Below are 20099 nucleotides of genomic sequence, written 5' to 3'. Positions count from 1 at the left end.
TTTTTTCTTTTAATACAACTAATATATACCCCAATATATTAATAATTAATACCATAACCAAAATCTTTTGAATATATGTTAGCAAAACAAAATCTACCTCCACTTAATCTTTAATGTATATTAAGTATACCACAACTATTCTATAGGTTAAACCTACTTTACAAATTTAATATTTTGATATATAATATTAAGTGTAAATTCGGGATGTAGCCCAGTCAGGTAGGGCACAAGTCTGGGGGACTTGGGGTCGCTGGTTCGAATCCAGTCATCCCGACCATTTTGCATTTTGATACGTTAAGGTAGTCTTGAAAAAGACTCTAGGGATTTAACCTAGAGTCTTTTTGTTCATAATAATTAATATAGTTATATTTTTTACAATTCAATTTTAACTCATTGAATTGAATTGTATATATTTTAAAGCATAGCGATATTCCGCTTACTCATCTAGATCATATCTGTATACTAAGGGTAGAAAATTATGTTTTCTACCCTTCAATATAATCTTGGTGCTATAATATTAGATAATAATACAAATCAATCCACCATTGCCATCGTTAATAATCCTTTCTAATGCCCTTCTCATCTTATGTCTAGCATCCTCTGGCATACTATTTAATTTACCCTGTAGTTGCTCATTTACTAAATCGTACAAGGACTTACCAAATAGGTTGGATTGCCATATCTTTGATGGATCCTCTTCAAACTCATCTAAAAAGTATTTGACCAGTTCCTCAGATTGTTTTTCCGTTCCTATTAAAGGAGATACCTCCGTTGTTATATCGCAACGAAGTAAATGAAGAGAGGGGGCTTTTGCTTTTAGTTTTACCCCAAATCGATTCCCTTGCCTATATATTTCCGGTTCAGCTAGTTCTAAGTCCTCCAAACTTGGACTTACTAAACCATATCCAATTTCATTAGCTTCAATCAAGGCTCTTTCTATTCTATCGTATTCCTTTTTCGTATGAGCAAGCTTATTAACCAATCCAAGTATCTGATAATCACCTTCTATCTTATATCCAGTCATCTCCTTTAATACTTGATAGAATAATTCATTATCTATTACCAAGTCTACATTTACTACTCCTTCTCCTAAATTGATCTCTTTAATATCAATCTTTTCAACTATATCCAATTCATTTAGAGTTTCTAAAGAATATTCTACCTCGTTTAATTTCTGTAAAGTCTTAATGGACTCTCTAATGGAATCAAAGATGCCCATTTTTATCCAATGACTTCTTGGTAAACCTTCAATCCACCCAGGTAGATTTATCGTAATTTCTTTTACTGGAAACTCAAATAATAGTTTTTCAAAAACCTTTTCCACATCTTCTATGTCCATCTTTAAACAATCAATGGTTAAAACTGACACTCCGTACTTTTCTTCCAAGCTTTCTCTAAGGGCTATGGTGCTATCTAAATTGGGATGTTTTGTATTAAGTATTATAACAAAAGGCTTCTCCAACTCCTTAAGTTCTGATACAACCCTTTCCTCTGCCTTTATATAATTTGAACGATCTATATCCGTAATTGAACCATCAGTAGTTACAACAATCCCTATAGTTGAGTGATCTGCTATTACCTTCCTTGTTCCTATTTCTGCAGCCTCTTCAAAAGGAATTTCCTTTTCATACCAGGGAGTTGTCACCATCCTAGGTATTTCATCTTCTATATGGCCTAAGGCTCCCTTGACTAGATACCCTACACAGTCTACCATTCGGACTTTAAATTTAACATTTTCTTTTAATGTCAGCTCAACGGCTTCATTTGGAACAAATTTAGGTTCAGTAGTCATAATAGTTTTACCTGCACCACTTAAAGGCAATTCGTCTATTGCTCTTTCTTTCTTATATTTATTTTCGATATTAGGCAATACTAATAGCTCCATAAATCTTTTGATAAATGTAGATTTACCAGTCCTAACAGGTCCTACTATACCAGCATATATATCTCCTTCAGTCCTTTCGGCAATATCCTTGTATATGTCAAATCTATCCATGTTTTCCCTCCTTATCTATCATATATAATAATATTTAACATTATATATATATGTGGCAAGTTCTATTTTATGATAAGGATTATAAAAACCTGCTAATATTAGCAGGTTTTAAATATTACCAATCCTTTATTTGTTCTTTTATGACCTCTTCCATTTCATGTTTTTTGTCCCTAAGCATTAGGTTTGTCACAGAATTTTTAACATCCTTTCCTTCATATAGTACTTGATAGATCTCTTCGGTAATAGGCATAACTACTTGCTTTTTCTGTGCCAATTCATAGGTAGACTTGGTAGTTTTTATTCCCTCCACCACCATGCCTACAGAATCTATAGCTTCATCTAGGGTATTGCCTTGTCCTATTAATATGCCAGCCCTTCTATTTCTACTATGCATACTAGTACAGGTTACGATTAAATCCCCAATTCCAGTAAGTCCAGCAAAGGTAGCACTATTAGCTCCCATCTTCTCACCAAGTCTTGCCATTTCAATTATCCCTCGAGTCATCAATGCAGCTTTAGTATTATCGCCATATTTTAGCCCATCGGAAATGCCTGCACCTAAAGCTATGACATTTTTTAAGGAACCTCCTAATTCTACCCCTACTACATCTGGGTTAGTATATACTCTAAAATAAGGAGACATAAATACATCCTGGACATATCCAGCTATCCTTTTGTCTTTTGAAGCCGATACTACGGTAGTAGGCAGATTTTTAGCTACTTCCTCTGCATGTGATGGTCCGGACAGTACTGCATAAGGATTCCAAGGGAGTATTTCTTCTACTATCTCTGAAACCCTAAGCAGGGTATCGTTTTCTATCCCCTTTGCTACATTAACTATTACCTGATCTTTCTTAATAATATTTTTAGTACTATTTAAAACATGTCGAACTCCATGAGAAGGGACGGACAATAATATTAATTGTTTATTATGTACTGCTCTAGATATATCGTTAGTTGTATTCAAATTAGGGGGAAATGTTATCCCTGGGAGATATTTCTTGTTCTCCCTTGACTCCTTCATCTCCCGCAATTGTAAACTGTCCCTCACCCACATATCCACATTATGTCCATTGTTTGAAAGCAAAATTGCTAAAGCAGTTCCCCAGCTTCCTCCACCAATAACACCAATATTTATATAATTATTCATACCCTATTCACCTCTATCTATATCCTTTCTCCAAGCTTGAACTCCTCTCCATTGATCAATCTTTTAATATTATCTTTATGTCTACATATTGCTAGAATAGCCAATATCAATGTAGTTATGAAGAAATCCTTATTGAAAGGTCTGTTTGCAACTATACCTATAATAGGTACTAGACCTGCAGCTACAATAGAGCCTAGTGAAACGTACCTTGTAATAATAATAACCAGTACACCTATCCCAATACATATAATAGCAGTAGGCCAGTGTAATGAAACTACAACTCCTAGGGAAGTAGCAATACCCTTTCCCCCTTTAAACCTTAAAAATATAGGCCAGTTGTGTCCTAATACAACTAAAACTCCCGCAATTAACTTACCCCTATCTCCTAACAGCAAGCCACCAATATAAACGGCCAATATACCCTTGAATACATCCAATATAAATGCAAATAATCCCACTTTCTTTCCAAATACCCTTAAAGCATTAGTTGCACCAGCATTCCCACTGCCAAATTTCCTTATATCCTTATTTTCAAACCTTTTCCCCAAGATATAAGCTGATGAAAAATTCCCTATTAAATAGGATATTAGAGCAACAAAAAATGGATTTTTCAATCTAATCACCCTTTTCCCTAAACTCAAATCGAATTGGTACCCCCTCAAATCCAAAATATTGTCTTATCTGATTTTCCAGGTACCGTTGATAGGAAAAATGCATTAATTCCCTTTTGTTGATAAATACTACAAACTTAGGAGGTCTAACAGACACTTGGGTACCGTAGTATATTTTAAGCCTAACTCCTTTATCTGAAGGAGGTTGGTTCAATATAACCGCCTCGTTTATTATATCGTTTAAAACTCCCGTGCTTATTCTTAAATTATAGTTGTTATTTACCACCTTTATAAGTTCCAATAGTTTATTTACTCTTCTACCAGTTTTAGCAGAAATAAACACAATAGGTGCATAAACTATAAACCCTAGCTTATTCCTAATGTCTTTCTCAAACTCCCAATAAGTATTGGTTTCTTTATCTACAATATCCCATTTGTTTACCGCTATAATAATTCCCTTCCCATTTTCATGGGCGTATCCAGCAATCTTTGTATCCTGTTCTGTAACTCCTTCGGTACCATCAATCACCAATATACATAAATCAGATCTATCTATAGCAGCTAAAGTACGAACTACGCTGTATCTTTCTACATTTTCGTAAATACTCCTTTTCCTTCGCAAACCTGCTGTGTCAATAAATACGTATTTTTCATCATCATAGGTAAAATAGGTATCTATAGCATCTCTGGTAGTCCCTGGTATATTTGTAACTATAACCCTTTCTTCTCCTAATATATTGTTTATTAAGGAGGATTTTCCTACATTAGGCTTGCCGATAACCGATACCTTGATAATATCTTCCTCATAGTCCGTATCCTTATCTTCTGGGAAATGCTCTATTACTTCGTCTAATAGATCTCCAATCCCCAAACCCTGTTCTGCAGATATTACTATAGGCTCACCAACGCCTAGTTCATAAAACTCAAATATTGCATCTGGGGTTTTGTGGGTATCGATTTTATTACACACAAGCAATACTTCCTTCCCCGATCTACGCAATATACTGGCTATTTCTATATCAGTTGTAGTAACTCCATCTATACCATCTACCACAAATAATATTACATCAGCAGTATCTATAGCTACCTCAGCTTGCCTTCTAATATTTAGGGGGATTATCTCTTCTGATTCTGGCTCTAGTCCACCTGTGTCTATTAAAATAAAATATCTATTAAGCCACTCCGCCTCAGAATAAATTCTATCCCTTGTAACTCCCGGGTTGTCTTCGGTAATTGCAATTCTTCTGCCAACTATTCTATTAAACAATGTAGATTTCCCTACATTAGGTCTTCCAACTATACAAACAACTGGTCTATTCATAATATCACCTCATGCTTTCCTAAATAAATCGACAAAATCTTTGCCTGATACTTCTACTGGAATTATTTTAACCTTTAATTTGTTTTCTATATCTTTTATAGTTAAATCATCTAAAAAAACGTCGCTATCTTGTCTTAACATGGATTTTGGTATAATAATACCGTCTATACCATCATATATCTCTAGCTGCTCCACTATATCCTGGCCAGTTATTAGGCCTGATACAGTAATAGTTGTGCCAAAAAAATTGTTTTTTATAGGAACCACCTTAAGATCCAAGTCGCTAAATTTACTCATTATATGACTCTTTATATGATTCATAAAGCCCTCAGCAAGTGTACCTGTAGCAATTACATATTTTTTACCTACCGAAATCTTCTCCCTTACACTGGACAGTTCTTCCTCTACTTCATATTCAAAGGATCTCATAAGCCCCACTCCATTTTCTAGTTGCGGAAATCCCTCATAAGCATCATAATTTGGTAAAGCTCTACCAGACATAGCATAAAATTCATCAGATGCAAATACAAAACGTGTTCCTAATTTATTCAAAAATTTATTTTGAGTCTTCTCTATTAAATATAATAATTCCTTTGAGCCATCACTGTCAAAAGGATCTATTTCATATAAACCTTCCCTATATTTAGTTACGCCTACTGGTACAACGGCCACAGATCTTACACTTGGATATAAACTAGATAATTCCATCAAAGTCCTATTTAATTCTTCTCCATCGTTAACACCTGGTACTAATACTATCTGACAATTCACCTCTATATCCGCCTCTTTAAATCTTTCAAGTATTGGAAAAATTTTACCTGCATTTTTATTGTTTAACATCTTTATCCTAAGTTCTGGATTTGTTGTATGGATAGAAATATTTATTGGGCTTAACCTGTAGGCAATTATCCTGTCTATGTCTTCATCGCTCATATTTGTTAATGTAATAAAATTCCCCTGTAAAAAGGATAATCTTGAGTCATCATCTTTAAAGTATAAGGTTTCCCTCATATTTGGTGGTAATTGATCTATAAAACAAAAAATGCATTTGTTTCTACAGGATTTTGCTCTATCGATTAGAGGATTTGAAAATTCAATTCCTAGATCCTCATCGAAATCCTTCTCAATTTCCAACTCCCATATATCCCCATTGGCCTTTTCTATTTCTACTACTACGTATTCGTCTGAAATCAAATATTTATAATCTATTATATCTCTAACTTTTCTACCATCAATAGATATTAATATATCACCACTTTGAATACCAAGTTCCTCGCCTATGCTATTTTGTTTTACCTTTTCTATTATGTTTTTATTATTATCAATGTTTTTTAATTCCATATTCCATCCTTCCATCTATTGGTTCTAATTACTATCTATTATATTATAGCAAAATACCTAATCAATAGATAGTGTATTATATTATGATATTTAAAACATATAAGCCTACATAATTGTAGGCTTATATGTTTTATTCATATAGTGGGAATCTAGAACACAATTCTAGAACTTTGTTTTTAACTAATTCTCTATCATTACTCTCATCTAATGCTAAATCGATTATTTTCGCAATTTCCTTCATTTCTTCTTCTTTCATGCCTCTAGTTGTAACAGCTGGAGTGCCTATTCTTACACCACTAGTTACAAAGGGGCTTTCTGGATCAAAGGGGATAGTATTTTTATTGGTAGTTACATTAACCGCCTCTAATAATTCCTCAGCTTTTTTCCCAGTTAACCCTTTAGTCCTTACATCTAACAGGATTAGATGATTATCTGTACCCCCAGATACCAACCTAAAACCTCTTTCTTTCAAGCTATCTGCTAGTACCTTAGCATTTTTAATAATTTGCTTTTGATATTCCTTAAAACCATCTTCCAAAGCTTCCCCAAAGCTTACAGCTTTTGCTGCAATTACATGCATTAATGGTCCACCTTGAATACCTGGGAATATGGCTTTGTCTATCATCTTTGCATATTGTTCCTTGCAAAGTATTGCCCCACCCCTAGGTCCCCTTAATGTCTTATGGGTAGTGGTAGTAACAAAATCAGCATAGGGTACTGGATTCGGGTGAAGACCTGCAGCAACAAGGCCGGCTATATGAGCCATATCCACCATTAAATAAGCACCAACTTCATCTGCTATCTCCCTGAACTTCTTGAAATCGATTGTTCTTGGATATGCACTAGCTCCAGCTACAATCATCTTTGGTTTTTCTTCTAAAGCGATTTTTCTTACATTTTCGTAGTCAATCATCTCAGTTTCTTTGTCTACCCCGTAATCAACGAAATTATAGTAAACACCCGATATATTTACTGGGCTGCCATGAGTTAAATGCCCACCTTGAGACAAATTCATTCCTAATACCTTATCTCCTGGTTTCAGCACTGCAAAATATACGCCTAGATTTGCATTAGATCCTGAATGGGGTTGGACATTAGCATGTTCAGCACCAAATAGTTCTTTTAATCTATCCCTTGCTAAATCCTCTACCATATCTACATATTCACAACCACCATAGTATCTTTTTCTAGGATAACCTTCAGCATACTTGTTAGTCAATTGACTACCCATAGCTTCCATAATCTGTGGTGTAACAAAGTTTTCCGAGGCAATTAATTCAATATGTTCCCTCTGTCTCTTTGTTTCTAATTCAATAATTTCCATTACCTTTGGGTCAAACTTTTTTAAATTGGTGAAATCCATTATATTCGATCCCCCTTCTTTGGTATAATAAATTTAATCCATTGATTAATCATAGAATAGTACTATAATATAATCATACAAAATCCTTTTCTTCCAAATTAATTATATAGTTAATTCTTATTATTTACAACTCTATTATACTTATGAGGTGAAATTTATGGATAATATCAATAATAAAAGAAAAGAGGCAAAACAATTATTACTGTTAGCAGCTTTAACTGGTAAAACAATGTTAAAAAACGGTGCTGAAACCTATAGAGTAGAGGATACTATTGAAAGAATCTGTAAATCTAGAATGAACATCAAATACGCAGATGCATTTGTAACTCCTACGGGAATCTTCGTTTCCTTGGAGTACGAAGGGGAGATGATGACCTATTTGATAAGGGTTAAAACCATTAAAATCGACTTGAATAAAATCGATCTTTTAAATCAATTTTCTAGGGAATTCGTAAACTCTACTATATCACCAGACGAAGGTATTGCAAAGCTAAAGAAAATAAATAAAATGGGAAATTATACTCCAAAAACTAAAATGCTATTTGGTAGTTTGGCTTGCGCATTTTTTTCCCTGTTATTTGGTGGAACTTTTTTAGATTTCCTAGTCACTTATATTATTAGCTTAATTGTACTGATAACCATAAATAAGATTGATAGATATAAGATGACCTTTTTTGTTAATAATTTTATTGGGGCTGCACTAGCTTCCTTTTTATCTGTCATATCAACTACTATAGGTTTTGGTCGGAATATGGATATAATAATCATAGGTTCCATTATGTCTTTAGTACCTGGCGTTGCAATTACCAACGCTTTAAGGGATACTATATCAGGAGACTTTGTATCAGGATTGTCTAGAGGAATGGAGGCCATATTTTCAGCCTTAGCCATTGCTTTTGGAGTAGGTTTCGTATTAAATATTTATTATAAGGGGTTGATTTAATGTCTATTTTAAAACAATTTTTGTTTTCTTTTTTATCCACCATAGGATTTGCCATGCTATTCGGCATCCCCAAAAATTCAATTTGTAAATCCGGCATAGCAGGCGCACTAGGCTGGGTAACCTTTTATATTATATCCATTAATTTCAACAGTTATATATCCGGTACATTCTTTGCTGCCATAGTAGTGGGCATATTAGGAGAATTATTAGCAAGGCATTATAAAAAACCAGCAACCGTATATATAATACCAGGAATAGTTCCCCTGGTTCCGGGTGCTGGCATGTATTATACTATGTTAGCTTTGGTAAGGAAAGACTTTTATGTTGCTATAAGCAAAGGAACTGAAACCTTCTTTATAGCAGCTGCCATATCCTTAGGAATAATTATCTCTACCTCCCTATCTAGATCTATAAAGCGAGTTAAATATAAAGGTTAATTTTGTTTTGCATATTTGATCATTACATCTACTAAGCTATCCAATGTTTCATCTCCTGCATCACCATCTAGATAGCTTTTTAGACAATCCTTCATATGGTTCTCCAATATTAATCCACCAACAGAGTTCATGGCAGATCGAACAGCTGCCACTTGTATTAATATATCACCGCAACATTTTTCCTCTTCAACCATCTTTTGAATACCCTTTACCTGTCCTTCAATTCTTCTTAATCTTTTGATTATGGCTTCATTATCATTTGTCCTCAAAGTCAACCCCACTTCCTCCCTTTATCTAGTACAAGTTATTTCAATACTCGTACCATTTCCATGGCACTTTCATTTTTCTTTTTAATAGAAGTATCTATTTTTTTTATTATTATAAAAGAAATTCCTAAAAATAGTAGTCCCACAAAAAAACTATAGGTTTCATAATTGACTATATCCATGGACTTAAATAAACTCATACTCAAAATTATTCCTAATATCAACATAACAAAAGGTATCATATAAACTATTAGAGCGTATCTGATGATCTTGTTGGATTTAGCTTTAATTTCCACATAATCTCCAGGTTTTGCATCTATTAGGTTTTCTATTGCTATTATTAGACTGGGAGCATTGCAAGAACCTCCACAACTACTACAACCACCACCACAACCTGAAATCCTTCTCACTTCTACTTCTGCCATGCCATTAGTGGTATTACGTACATAGCCTATTTGTTCCATGAGAATCACCTCCATATACCAAGTCTTTAATAACTTCAGAAGCAAGAATTAAACCCGCTACGGAAGGAACAAAGGAAACACTTCCTGGTACCGATTTTCTAACATTATTTTTTTCTAAATTAACTTTTATGGGTTTTTCCCTGGACCATACAACCTTTAGATCTTTTATTCCTCTTCTTTTCAACTCTTTTCTCATTACCTTAGCCAAAGGGCAAGTATTAGTTTCATATATGTCACCAATTTGAAACATAGTAGGATCCAATTTATTTCCTGCTCCCATACAGGATATGATAGGAATGTTCATAGCCTTGCAGTTTTCTATCAAGTTTAACTTAGAAGAAACCATATCTATTGCATCTATTACATAATCCCAATCTGAGGATAGGAAGTTTTGACTTTTCTCCTCAGAATAGCATTGATTGTAAGTGGTTATATTTAGATCTGGGTTTATCTCAAGCAATCTATCTTTCATCACATCTACCTTTGGCAATCCTACAGTCTTTAATGTAGCGTGAATTTGCCTATTAATATTAGATACATCTATTATATCATAATCTATGAGAATAATATTGCCTAATCCTGACCTAACTAGGGCTTCGGAAGCAAAGGAGCCCACACCTCCTATACCAAATACGGCAATCTTGGACTTATCTAATGTTTCCATTGCTCTTGCTCCCAATAATAATTCTGTCCTTGAAAACTGTTCCTTCATCCCTATCTCCTTTCATCTAATAGCAAAAATTACTATTCTAAATCCAAATTTATATGAAGTTCTTCTAACTGCTCTTTCGAAACATTCGTAGGAGCTTTAGTTAATAAACATGTGGCAGACTGAGTCTTAGGAAATGCTATTACATCTCTTATATTGTCGTTACCTGTTAATAACATTATCAATCTATCGAAACCATAAGCTATACCACCATGAGGAGGAGTGCCATATTTAAAAGCTTCTAATAGAAAACCGAATTTATCCAAAGCTTCTTCTTCTGAAAAGCCAAGAGCCTTAAACATCTTTTTCTGCAAATCTTGATTGCTAATCCTAATACTACCACCGCCTATTTCGTCTCCATTAATAACTATATCATAGGCTTTAGCTCTAACTTTTTCTGGTTCTTCCTCTAACAAATGTATATCCTCTTCCATTGGGTGGGTAAAGGGATGATGTTTCGCAACATACCTTTCTTCTTCATCATCATACTCAAATAATGGAAATTCTGTAATCCAAACTAGTTTTAGCTCTTCACCATCTAAAAGATTAAGTCTTCTTGCCACTTCATTTCGTAAATTACCCAAACTATCAAAAACAACTGATGGTTTATCAGCAACAAACAACAGTAAATCTCCTTCTTCACCACCCATTCTATCTAATATGCCATCTAGTTCTTCTTCCGATAAAAATTTAGCAATAGGAGATGTTATTCCATCAGGAGTAATCTTTATCCAAGCCAATCCCTTAGCTCCAAAGTCCTTTACATAGGATTCAAGATTTGAAATATCCTTTCTTGTAAACTCTTCTCCATAGCCTTTTACATTAATTCCTCTTACACAACCATTATTTTTAACGGTACCACTAAACACTTTAAATTCAGAATTTGCTACTATATCCGTAATATTGACCAATTCAAATCCAAACCTCAAATCTGGTTTGTCTATTCCAAACCTTTCCATTGCTTCCCTGTAAGTCATTCTCTGTATAGGCAGTTCTATTTCTATACCTTTAAGTTCCTTAAATAATCTATATAGTAATCTTTCATTTAGTTCTATCACATCATCTACATCCACAAAGGACATCTCTATATCTATCTGAGTAAATTCGGGTTGCCTATTCGCCCTCAAATCCTCATCCCGGAAACATTTTACTATTTGGTAGTATCTATCCATACCTGATACCATTAAAAGCTGTTTCATAAGCTGTGGTGACTGTGGAAGAGCATAAAAATGGCCTGGATTTACCCTGCTTGGCACTAAATAGTCCCTAGCTCCTTCTGGTGTCGGTTTTGTTAACATAGGAGTTTCAATTTCAACAAAATGATTTTCATCTAAAAAATCTCTAACTAGCTTAGCAGTTTTATGTCTCATCTTTAAGTTATTTTGCATAGATGGTTTTCTCAAATCCAAATATCTATGTTTTAATCTCATAGTCTCGGAAACATTATCATCATCTTTTATATATATAGGCGGTGTATCAGCTGTATCCAATATCCTCAGTTCTTCCGCCAAGACTTCTATTTCTCCAGTAGGGATCTCCTTGTTTATAGATTCTCTTTTTCTTACCTTCCCTCTTACAGCTAATACAAATTCACTTCTAACTTTTGCTGCCTTATTAAATATTTCTTTAGAAACTGTACTATCAAATACAATTTGACATATACCTGTAGTATCCCTCAAGTCGACAAATATCAATGAACCTAAGTTTCTTTCCCGTTGAACCCAGCCCATCAGTATAACTTCTTTATCTACATCTGATGTTCTTAAATCTCCACACATATGACTTCTTCGTAAACTTCCCATATTTTCTCTCATCTAATTACCTCCCTATAAATAATAAAAACCCCTCATCTCTGTGTTTCAGGGACGAGAGGCTATTTCTCGCGGTGCCACCCTAATTAGGCTTTTACCTCGCTTATAACTGTAACGCAAATTATGCGAACAAACCAAGTTTGTTAACTCAGAAGTGTCTTCATTAAATATTGGCATCAGTTTCCACCAGTCCTGACTCTCTATAACCAAGGGATTTAACTACTCTTCTTCTTCATAGTTCTTATGTTTTTAATCATTATAAGATATATTTTATATGATGTCAAGATAATAGATTTCTCTTTCTTTCTACCATTTCCTCTACTCTATCCAGATATTCCTTTAAACTTTTAACATTTGGAACCCTTTCTATTCTATCTTCCTTAGGGTAGAATATTTTGGACACTCCCCCCATACCTGCTGCTATTACTGTCTCCTTCTCTTCCATCATAATGATATTATAAATACATTCCTTATCTTCTTTTGAATAACCAATATTCTCAAGATTACCTAGGATCTGCTTTTGTCTATATAGATAGTAAGGTTTAAGATTCATATATCTTGCATATTCCATAGTACTTTCCAACATCTCATTTATTATCCTTTGGCTATTAATCTGGTATTTGTCCATAGTCTCTTTAAATTTTGATCCTCTTTTTACTGACAATGTATGAACTGTTAAGTTTTCTGGATCTAACTTTTTTATCTTATGTAATGTATTTCTTATCTCACATAATCCCTCCGAGGGAAGGCCGATTATCAAGTCCATGTTTATAACTTCAAAGCCGATCTCCCTTGCAAGATAATAAGCATTAACTATATCTTTAGAAGTATGGTCTCTACCAATAAGTTTTAATGTGTGATCATTCATACTTTGCGGATTTATGCTAATCCTTTCTACATTGTTTTGATTGAGCATCTCTAGCATCTGTCTATCGATAGTATCTGGTCTACCAGCTTCCACCGTTATTTCCTTAATATTATCATAGCCAAAATACTTATATACCGATTGAATTATATTCTCTAAATTATTTACAGGAATTGCGGTAGGAGTCCCACCTCCAAAATATACCGTAGAAATGTTCTTTCCCTTCATCATATCGCCAATCATACTAATTTCATAAATCAGCCTATCCGTATATTCATCAATATATTCTCCATATTTAGATACATTGCATGTTGGAAAAGAACAATATAAACATCTTGTCGGACAAAAAGGAATGCTCACATATAAGCTAAATCTACTCTCATCTAAAGGGTATATATATTTTCTTTGTCTTTTGCATATATCTAATATCAATCTTGCCTTATCAGAAAATAACCTATATTCGTGAGTCAGTATATGAAATATCTTCCTATTATCCACCCCCTTATCCATTAGACTATGAACTATCTTAATAGGTCTAATTCCAGTTAGTATACCCCATGGGGCAGATATTTCTGATATTTGTATTAAGATGTCATATATACTCTGTTTAATTCCCATCTTTACTTTCTTCTTAACATCATCTTGTTCAATCTTTATATCTTTTATGTTTTTAACATATTGACTAGCGATAAGTTCACCATCTTTATATACTACAGTAGTTGAGCTTAATTGACCATTATCGTTAGACAATATACTTTCAATAAGTAAACTCCTACCTTCATATTCATCTTTACTATGTATAAAAATTATATCTTCATTGAAAAAGAAAACTTTAAGCAATTCTCGAACATCATATTCAAAATCATGGCCATTTAAATAAACATAGATCATAGTTACTCCCTTCAATAATCGTCATAATAATCATCAATCATCTTTTGAATATATTTTTTTGAAATTCCAAATTCCTTAGATATCTCTTCCCTATTTAAGCCCATTTCTATTAATTCGTGAACATCATGTAAATCTACAGCTCTTTTACGTCTCTTGTAGTTTTCCTTTTGTTGCTTTCTCAACTAAGCCACCTCCTATGGCATAAGATTCCCAAAAAGGTGGCTATTAATTCTTTTATCTTAAAAAAGGATTTGTAACTTTCTCTGTCTTAATAGTAGAAGAAGGACCATGCCCTGGATATACTACGGTATCTTCTGGATATTCAAGTATCTTGTTCTTTATTGAATTTATTATATCTTCAAAAGAGCCTCCCTCAAAATCTGTTCGGCCAATAGATCCTGCAAATAAAGTATCTCCTGTAAATATGCTGTTTTCAATTTTAATGCTAATTCCGCCTGGAGTATGACCTGGAGTATGCAGTATTTTTGCATTTAGATTCCCAAAAGATATTTCGTCCTCATCATCAAGTAATATATCTGCAGTTAACTCCACCGCTCCCATAGCCATAATGCTAGATAGATTGTCCTTTCCATTCTTTAGCAGGTGTTCATCATCCTTATGAATAGCCACTGGCGCATTAGTATATTCTTTAATTTCCCTAACCCCTGCAATATGATCCCCATGACCATGGGTTAGTATTATATATTTAATATCCAATCCTAAGTTCTTTATTTCAGCTATTATATCATCTGCATCTCCACCTGGATCGATGATAATCCCTTCCTTATTGCTTTCAGAATAGACTAGATAACAGTTTGCTGCATAAATTCCCGCAGGTATCCTTACAACTTTCAATAATATCCCTCCTAAAAAATTTTTTTACTATCAATTAATATGGTTACAGGACCATCATTGATAAGCTCTACCTTCATATCAGCCCCAAATATCCCTTCTTCAGCCTTTATTCCCCTCTCTTTGCACATTGCAATAAATTTATTATACATACTCTCTGCCATTTCTGGACGAGCCGAAGAAGAAAAACTAGGCCTTTTCCCTTTTCTAACATCCCCATATAGAGTAAATTGAGATATAACTAATATTTCTCCCTCAACATCCAAAAGAGATAAGTTCATCTTGCTATTAGTATCTTCAAATATTCTCAATCCCAAAATCTTTTCTACCATATATTCTAAATCTTTATTATCATCATCCTCTCCAATACCAAGGAAAACTAACAAGCCTTTCCCTATCTTACCAACTGTATCCCCATTAACTTTTACATTGGCATTTAATACCCTTTGTACTACTGCTCTCATAAATACCGTCCTTTCTCTAACTGATCACTCTATATACATCTATTACACCTTTTAGTTTCTTAATTCTTTTCATAAGATCACTCAATTGATCTGTATCCTTTATTTCCAAAGTCATATTTATTAAAACGAGCTTTTCCTTATTGGTCCTTGCATTTAATGATAATAAGCTAATATTCGAATCCGTAATCCTCTGAGTAATTTCCGTTAACAATCCAGACCTATCGGTGGCCTTTATCTGTATTTCAACTGGATACTCAGCCTTTTCGCTATTATCCCATTCTACATCAATAAATCTTTCCTGTCCAGTTAAGTCAGATATATTAGGGCAGTCTTTCCTATGAATAGACACTCCCCTTCCTCTAGTTATATAACCTATTATTTCATCACCTGGTACAGGATTACAACATTTAGAAAATCTCACCTTAATATTGTCTACCCCTTTGATGCTTATACCTTGTGTAACCTTCTTTTCTTTTTTATGGAGAGGTTGCTCCTTAGTTTTTTGGTCAATCCCCATCCTATCGTCATCAATTTTATAGTATTCTCTATAGAACTCCTTTAACCTTGGAATTACTTGAGATAGAGTAACACTGCCATAACCCAAGGCTGCATATAAATCGTCAGAAGTATTTAAGCTAAGTTTATTGGCAATATTTTTCAACCAATCCTCTTTTAATATATCCGTAAACTTATATCCCTGTCTTTTTATTTCCTTTTCTAACATCTCCTTACCTCTATTAATATTTAAGCCACGTTCTTCTCGTTTAAACCACTGACGAATTTTAGTTTTAGCTTGACTACTTTTTACAATTTTAAGCCAATCCCTACTAGGCCCAGTGCTGCCAGAAGATGTTAACACTTCAACGATGTTGCCATTCTTAAGCTTATAGTCTAGGGGAACTATCCTACCATCAACCTTTGCACCAACACAGCTATTGCCTATAGCTGTATGAACTCTGTATGCAAAATCTATAGGAGTAGAGCCATTAGGTAGATTGATTACATCCCCTCTAGGCGTAAATACAAATACTTCATCCGTAAAGAAATCTATCTTCAAAGTTTCCATGAACTCCTGTGGATCCTTTAAATCCTTTTGCCACTCTAACAATTGTCTCAACCATGTCAACTTCTCATCAAAGTTATCCGTTTTAACTGTTCCCTCTTTGTATTTCCAATGGGCTGCAATTCCATATTCTGCCGTTCTATGCATATCCCAAGTCCGAATCTGTACTTCAAATATCTCCCCTTCTGGCCCTATTACCGTAGTATGAAGGGATTGGTACATATTAGGTTTAGGCATAGCAATATAATCCTTGAATCTCCCTGGAATAGGTTTCCACATTGTATGAACAATGCCTAGAACTCCATAGCAATCCTTTACACTATCCACTATAACTCGTATAGCAGTTAAATCAAATATCTGTTCAAAAGATTTATTTTGATATACCATCTTCTTATAGATGCTGTAAAAATTCTTGGGTCTACCGCTAATGTCCCTAGAAATATACATTTCCTCTAACTTTTCATCTAAATCATTTATTATTCTCTGAATATAAGCTTCTCTTTCCCTTCTACGCTTGGATACCTTATCCACTAAATCATAGTAACCTTCTGGATCAAGGTATCTTAAAGATAAGTCCTCTAATTCCCATTTGATTTTTGACATACCTAATCTATGAGCTAAAGGCGCATAGATTTCCAGAGTCTCAATAGCTTTTTCCTTTTTCTTTTCTTCGCTCATGTATTCAAGGGTTCTCATATTATGAAGCCTATCTGCCAACTTTATTATGATAACTCTAATATCCTTTGCCATAGCCATTACCATTTTTCTTAAGTTTTCCGCTTGATTTTCTTGCTTAGTCTTATATTGCAGTTTTTTTAATTTTGTTACACCTTCCACTAGATCTGCAACTTCTTGACCAAACTCTACCACTAAAGTATCATATGTTACTTCTGTATCCTCTATTACATCGTGTAATAGACCAGCAGTAATAGTAGTAGCATCCATGCTTAAATCTGTCAGAATCATAGCCACATTATATGGATGTACAAAAAACTTCTCCCCTGAATTTCTAAATTGTCCCTCATGAGCAGATTCTGCAAAGTTGTAAGCTTTTATGATTTGTTCCACATTTACATTAGGATTGTACTGCTCAATCTTTAACAACAAATTTTCGATCATTACTTTCACCTGCTTAAAATTAATTATGACCTATTATTATAAACTTAAATCCATTTTCATAAAAGTAAAATAATTTTGATTATTTATAAGAATACAGTTACAGTCATAGATATATTATAGCAATAATACGTCAATATTAAAGTTTTTTCTTCAATTTATTTTAATAACTATCGATAATTTTGAATATTGACTTGTAGACTTCTATTGCCCATATATTCATTTATCATAGGCGTATATATGATGTCTAGTACAACTTCACTACCTGTACCTTTAAACATTTTATTCAATTCTTCCTGGCTAAACTTTCTAGCCATCCTCCATTCAAACTCTTTAATATCACCAAAATATATACCCTCCATTATCCTGCCACTATTAGTTAAAAGCAACAATTTAAGTACATTTTGATTCTTCCCTAGAATAAACCCCCTTTTAACCCTTATGTTCTTTTCAGCAAATAAGGGCTTAGGATTTCCTTTTCCAAAGGGTTCCATTTTCTTTAGTTCTTCAACCAAACCAAAGCTTATATAGTCCAATGGAAGTTGCATATCTATATATACCTTTGGCATCAAGTCCTCAACTGTTAAAGACTCTTCTCCATTTAATCTATATCTAAATTCATCTATATTAGATATATCTAATGAAAGACCAGCTGCCATTGGATGACCTCCGAATGCCAACAATAGATCCTTATGATTAGATATCTCATCAAACATATTATATTCCTCTATAGATCTTCCAGATCCTTTAGCAATATTTTCTTCCTTAGATTTAGTCAAAACAATAGTGGGTCTATAATATTTGTCCTTAACTCTCCCAGCAATAATACCTGCTACACTTTCATGTATCTTCGGTTCAAATACTACCAACACATCATCTTCCTTTAGATCTGTAGATTCTATCTTTTCTACTATCCTTTCATACCCTTCCGTTGTCATAGATTTTCTTTCTTCGTTCAAAAAGTGAAGTTTATTAGCATATGTTTCAGCCTTTTCTGGATCCTCCGTTAAAAATAGCTCTACAGCAATATCAGCGCTATCTAGTCTTCCTGAAGCGTTAATACATGGTCCTATTACAAATCCTAAGGAATAGGTGTTGATAGATCTCCCTTCTAATCCTGTGGCATTAATAAGGGCTTTTAGCCCTATGTTATTTGTACTATTTATCCTTCTCAATCCTTCTTTTACTATGATCCTATTTTCATCTATTAAATCCACCACATCACAAACAGTCCCCATTGCAACAAACTCTAATAATTCGTAAGATTCCCTAATATCTATATTCATCTCATCGTAAAGGGCTTGTATTAACTTAAAAGCCACTCCTGCACCACATAGTTCTTTAAAAGGATATTTGCAATCCCATCTTTTAGGATTGATGATGGCTTCTGCTTCTGGTAATTTATATTGTTTATCACCCTGCTCATCCTCAATATAGGCTATATCATGATGATCCGTTACAATAACCTTTATTCCCAAATTCTTCGCCAATTTTATGGGTTCAAAAGCAGATATCCCATTATCACATGTTATGATTAAATCTATTTCATCCTTTTTTGCCTCTTTGACCATCCTTTCATTTATTCCATAACCATCCATTATCCTATGAGGAATTACATAATCAACCTTTGCACCGCATCTTTCCAGCCCCTTATAAAGGGTCAATATAGCCGAATTGCCATCTTGGTCATAATCCCCAGCAATTCTAATATATTCACCTTTATCAATGCTATTTTTGATGATATTTATACCTTTATCCATATCTTTCATTAACCACGGATTATGTAATTTATCTAAACTTGGGTTTATAAAGCTGTCCATCAATCTATAGCTTGTAATATCTCTATTTACCAGTAATTTAGATAAGAGCTTGCTTATCCCTAAGGTTTTGGATATCCTGTCTAAATCTGTCTTTACATTTCTTAAGTACCATCTTTCCAAAATTTAATCACTCCTACTATGTCTAACCTTCAAACCTATTATTCTAAACTGGAATTCTCTGTAACAGGACCGTCTTCCATTAATTTATTAATCTCTTCATCCTTTTCTTTAAGAAGAGTATAAAGTTTGTCTTTCTCTGCTTCTATGTCATCCATCATGTCTTTTAATCTAGCAATTTCTTCTCCTCTATTTTCTAGTAAGGATTCTATATCCTTCTTTTCTTCTTCAAGAGGTTCGATTTTTTTGTTTAATTCTTTTATCTCCTTTTTAAACTTTAAATTTTTGACTCCACCTAATATTGCCACTATAACTGCACCTAATATGGCTGACAAGAATATAACAATAGCTTGGGATATTTCCACTTTAGTAAATATAAAATCTATAAGTACTTTATCTCCATTCTTTAATGCAAAAACAGCCACAATAGCTGCAAATATTAATGAGAATATAAACCCTCTCTCCATAGTTCTCCTCCTTATATAGTATATTTAATACA

The 20099-nt window shown here is 33.8% G+C and carries 19 protein-coding genes, 1 tRNA gene and 1 other annotated feature; of the genes, 3 read left to right on the top strand and 17 right to left on the bottom strand.

All coding sequences use genetic code 11. The features are described 5' to 3' along the window. Positions 1-200 precede the first annotated feature (200 nt). A tRNA-Pro gene (locus tag C3E88_RS10095) sits at positions 201-277 on the top strand. Positions 278-517: 240 nt separating this feature from the next. On the opposite strand, the gene spoIVA is transcribed toward C3E88_RS10095, so the two are convergent. The 6 genes from spoIVA to glyA form a co-directional block, all read right to left on the bottom strand. Next, entirely contained in the window at positions 518-1996 is a 1479-nt protein-coding gene (spoIVA, locus tag C3E88_RS10090; RefSeq protein ID WP_236910057.1) for a stage IV sporulation protein A, read from the bottom strand. A gap of 115 nt (positions 1997-2111) precedes the next feature. Further along, positions 2112-3146: an NAD(P)H-dependent glycerol-3-phosphate dehydrogenase gene (locus C3E88_RS10085; RefSeq protein ID WP_236910056.1), complete on the bottom strand. Its 1035-nt coding sequence runs from the start codon at positions 3144-3146 to the stop codon at positions 2112-2114. 17 nt (positions 3147-3163) lie between these two features. After that, on the bottom strand, positions 3164-3760 hold the full coding sequence (gene plsY, locus C3E88_RS10080) for a glycerol-3-phosphate 1-O-acyltransferase PlsY (protein ID WP_236910055.1): 597 nt from the start codon (positions 3758-3760) through the stop codon (positions 3164-3166). Position 3761: 1 nt separating this feature from the next. Then, on the bottom strand, positions 3762-5078 hold the full coding sequence (gene der / locus C3E88_RS10075; protein WP_236910054.1) for a ribosome biogenesis GTPase Der: 1317 nt from the start codon (positions 5076-5078) through the stop codon (positions 3762-3764). Between the two features lie 9 nt (positions 5079-5087). Further along, positions 5088-6419 (bottom strand): DUF512 domain-containing protein, encoded by a 1332-nt coding sequence (locus tag C3E88_RS10070; RefSeq protein ID WP_236910053.1) that lies wholly within the window; start codon positions 6417-6419, stop codon positions 5088-5090. A gap of 130 nt (positions 6420-6549) precedes the next feature. Next, positions 6550-7782 (bottom strand): serine hydroxymethyltransferase, encoded by a 1233-nt coding sequence (glyA, locus tag C3E88_RS10065; protein WP_236910052.1) that lies wholly within the window; start codon positions 7780-7782, stop codon positions 6550-6552. Between the two features lie 157 nt (positions 7783-7939). On the opposite strand from glyA, the gene C3E88_RS10060 reads away from it, so the two are divergent. Beyond that, positions 7940-8725, top strand: coding sequence for a threonine/serine ThrE exporter family protein (locus tag C3E88_RS10060; RefSeq protein WP_236910051.1), 786 nt, complete (start codon positions 7940-7942; stop codon positions 8723-8725). Further along, positions 8725-9162: a threonine/serine exporter family protein gene (locus C3E88_RS10055; protein ID WP_236910050.1), complete on the top strand. Its 438-nt coding sequence runs from the start codon at positions 8725-8727 to the stop codon at positions 9160-9162. Before C3E88_RS10060 ends, C3E88_RS10055 begins: the two co-directional genes overlap by 1 nt. Here the strand turns inward: C3E88_RS10055 and C3E88_RS10050 are convergent. From C3E88_RS10050 to C3E88_RS10000, 11 genes are all read right to left on the bottom strand, one after another. Next, positions 9159-9437 (bottom strand): metal-sensitive transcriptional regulator, encoded by a 279-nt coding sequence (locus C3E88_RS10050; protein WP_236910049.1) that lies wholly within the window; start codon positions 9435-9437, stop codon positions 9159-9161. The genes C3E88_RS10055 and C3E88_RS10050 overlap by 4 nt on opposite strands. A 29-nt stretch (positions 9438-9466) precedes the next feature. After that, positions 9467-9892, bottom strand: coding sequence for a SoxR reducing system RseC family protein (locus C3E88_RS10045; RefSeq protein WP_236910048.1), 426 nt, complete (start codon positions 9890-9892; stop codon positions 9467-9469). After that, positions 9867-10604: a tRNA threonylcarbamoyladenosine dehydratase gene (locus C3E88_RS10040; RefSeq protein WP_236910047.1), complete on the bottom strand. Its 738-nt coding sequence runs from the start codon at positions 10602-10604 to the stop codon at positions 9867-9869. Before C3E88_RS10040 ends, C3E88_RS10045 begins: the two co-directional genes overlap by 26 nt. Before the next feature lie 32 nt (positions 10605-10636). Continuing rightward, positions 10637-12415, bottom strand: coding sequence for an aspartate--tRNA ligase (aspS, locus tag C3E88_RS10035; protein ID WP_236910046.1), 1779 nt, complete (start codon positions 12413-12415; stop codon positions 10637-10639). Positions 12416-12459: 44 nt separating this feature from the next. After that, positions 12460-12657, bottom strand: a binding site (T-box leader). Between the two features lie 35 nt (positions 12658-12692). Then, complete coding sequence (hemZ, locus tag C3E88_RS10030) at positions 12693-14168, bottom strand: coproporphyrinogen dehydrogenase HemZ (protein WP_236910045.1); 1476 nt, start codon at positions 14166-14168, stop codon at positions 12693-12695. 11 nt (positions 14169-14179) lie between these two features. Continuing rightward, the gene (locus C3E88_RS10025) at positions 14180-14350 is read right to left on the bottom strand and encodes a hypothetical protein (RefSeq protein WP_236910044.1); all 171 of its coding nucleotides are present in this window, start codon (positions 14348-14350) and stop codon (positions 14180-14182) included. A 52-nt stretch (positions 14351-14402) separates the two neighbouring features. Further along, the gene (locus C3E88_RS10020; RefSeq protein ID WP_236910043.1) at positions 14403-15023 is read right to left on the bottom strand and encodes an MBL fold metallo-hydrolase; all 621 of its coding nucleotides are present in this window, start codon (positions 15021-15023) and stop codon (positions 14403-14405) included. A gap of 11 nt (positions 15024-15034) precedes the next feature. After that, positions 15035-15484 (bottom strand): D-aminoacyl-tRNA deacylase, encoded by a 450-nt coding sequence (gene dtd / locus C3E88_RS10015; RefSeq protein ID WP_236910042.1) that lies wholly within the window; start codon positions 15482-15484, stop codon positions 15035-15037. A gap of 16 nt (positions 15485-15500) precedes the next feature. Further along, positions 15501-17666, bottom strand: coding sequence for a RelA/SpoT family protein (locus C3E88_RS10010; protein ID WP_272878532.1), 2166 nt, complete (start codon positions 17664-17666; stop codon positions 15501-15503). A gap of 167 nt (positions 17667-17833) precedes the next feature. Beyond that, entirely contained in the window at positions 17834-19606 is a 1773-nt protein-coding gene (recJ, locus tag C3E88_RS10005) for a single-stranded-DNA-specific exonuclease RecJ (protein WP_236910058.1), read from the bottom strand. A gap of 35 nt (positions 19607-19641) precedes the next feature. Then, a complete protein-coding gene (locus tag C3E88_RS10000) occupies positions 19642-20067 on the bottom strand; it encodes a LapA family protein (RefSeq protein WP_236910041.1) in 426 nt (141 codons plus the stop codon). Positions 20068-20099 lie beyond the last annotated feature (32 nt).

It is taken from the genome of Clostridium sp. Cult3, from assembly GCF_021655115.1.
Taxonomy (GTDB): domain Bacteria; phylum Bacillota; class Clostridia; order Tissierellales; family Tepidimicrobiaceae; genus PPXY01.
This window is presented reverse-complemented; position numbering and strand designations above follow the sequence as displayed.

Coding starts and splice junctions, on each gene's coding strand:
- C3E88_RS10000 (WP_236910041.1), bottom strand. CDS start 20,067: ATGGAGAGAGGGTTTATATTCTCATTAATATTTGCAGCTATTGTGGCT.
- aspS (WP_236910046.1), bottom strand. CDS start 12,415: ATGAGAGAAAATATGGGAAGTTTACGAAGAAGTCATATGTGTGGAGAT.
- glyA (WP_236910052.1), bottom strand. CDS start 7,782: ATGGATTTCACCAATTTAAAAAAGTTTGACCCAAAGGTAATGGAAATT.
- hemZ (WP_236910045.1), bottom strand. CDS start 14,168: ATGATCTATGTTTATTTAAATGGCCATGATTTTGAATATGATGTTCGA.
- C3E88_RS10055 (WP_236910050.1), top strand. CDS start 8,725: ATGTCTATTTTAAAACAATTTTTGTTTTCTTTTTTATCCACCATAGGA.
- spoIVA (WP_236910057.1), bottom strand. CDS start 1,996: ATGGATAGATTTGACATATACAAGGATATTGCCGAAAGGACTGAAGGA.
- C3E88_RS10045 (WP_236910048.1), bottom strand. CDS start 9,892: ATGGAACAAATAGGCTATGTACGTAATACCACTAATGGCATGGCAGAA.
- C3E88_RS10010 (WP_272878532.1), bottom strand. CDS start 17,666: ATGATCGAAAATTTGTTGTTAAAGATTGAGCAGTACAATCCTAATGTA.
- C3E88_RS10040 (WP_236910047.1), bottom strand. CDS start 10,604: ATGAAGGAACAGTTTTCAAGGACAGAATTATTATTGGGAGCAAGAGCA.
- C3E88_RS10070 (WP_236910053.1), bottom strand. CDS start 6,419: ATGGAATTAAAAAACATTGATAATAATAAAAACATAATAGAAAAGGTA.
- C3E88_RS10085 (WP_236910056.1), bottom strand. CDS start 3,146: ATGAATAATTATATAAATATTGGTGTTATTGGTGGAGGAAGCTGGGGA.
- der (WP_236910054.1), bottom strand. CDS start 5,078: ATGAATAGACCAGTTGTTTGTATAGTTGGAAGACCTAATGTAGGGAAA.
- C3E88_RS10060 (WP_236910051.1), top strand. CDS start 7,940: ATGGATAATATCAATAATAAAAGAAAAGAGGCAAAACAATTATTACTG.
- dtd (WP_236910042.1), bottom strand. CDS start 15,484: ATGAGAGCAGTAGTACAAAGGGTATTAAATGCCAATGTAAAAGTTAAT.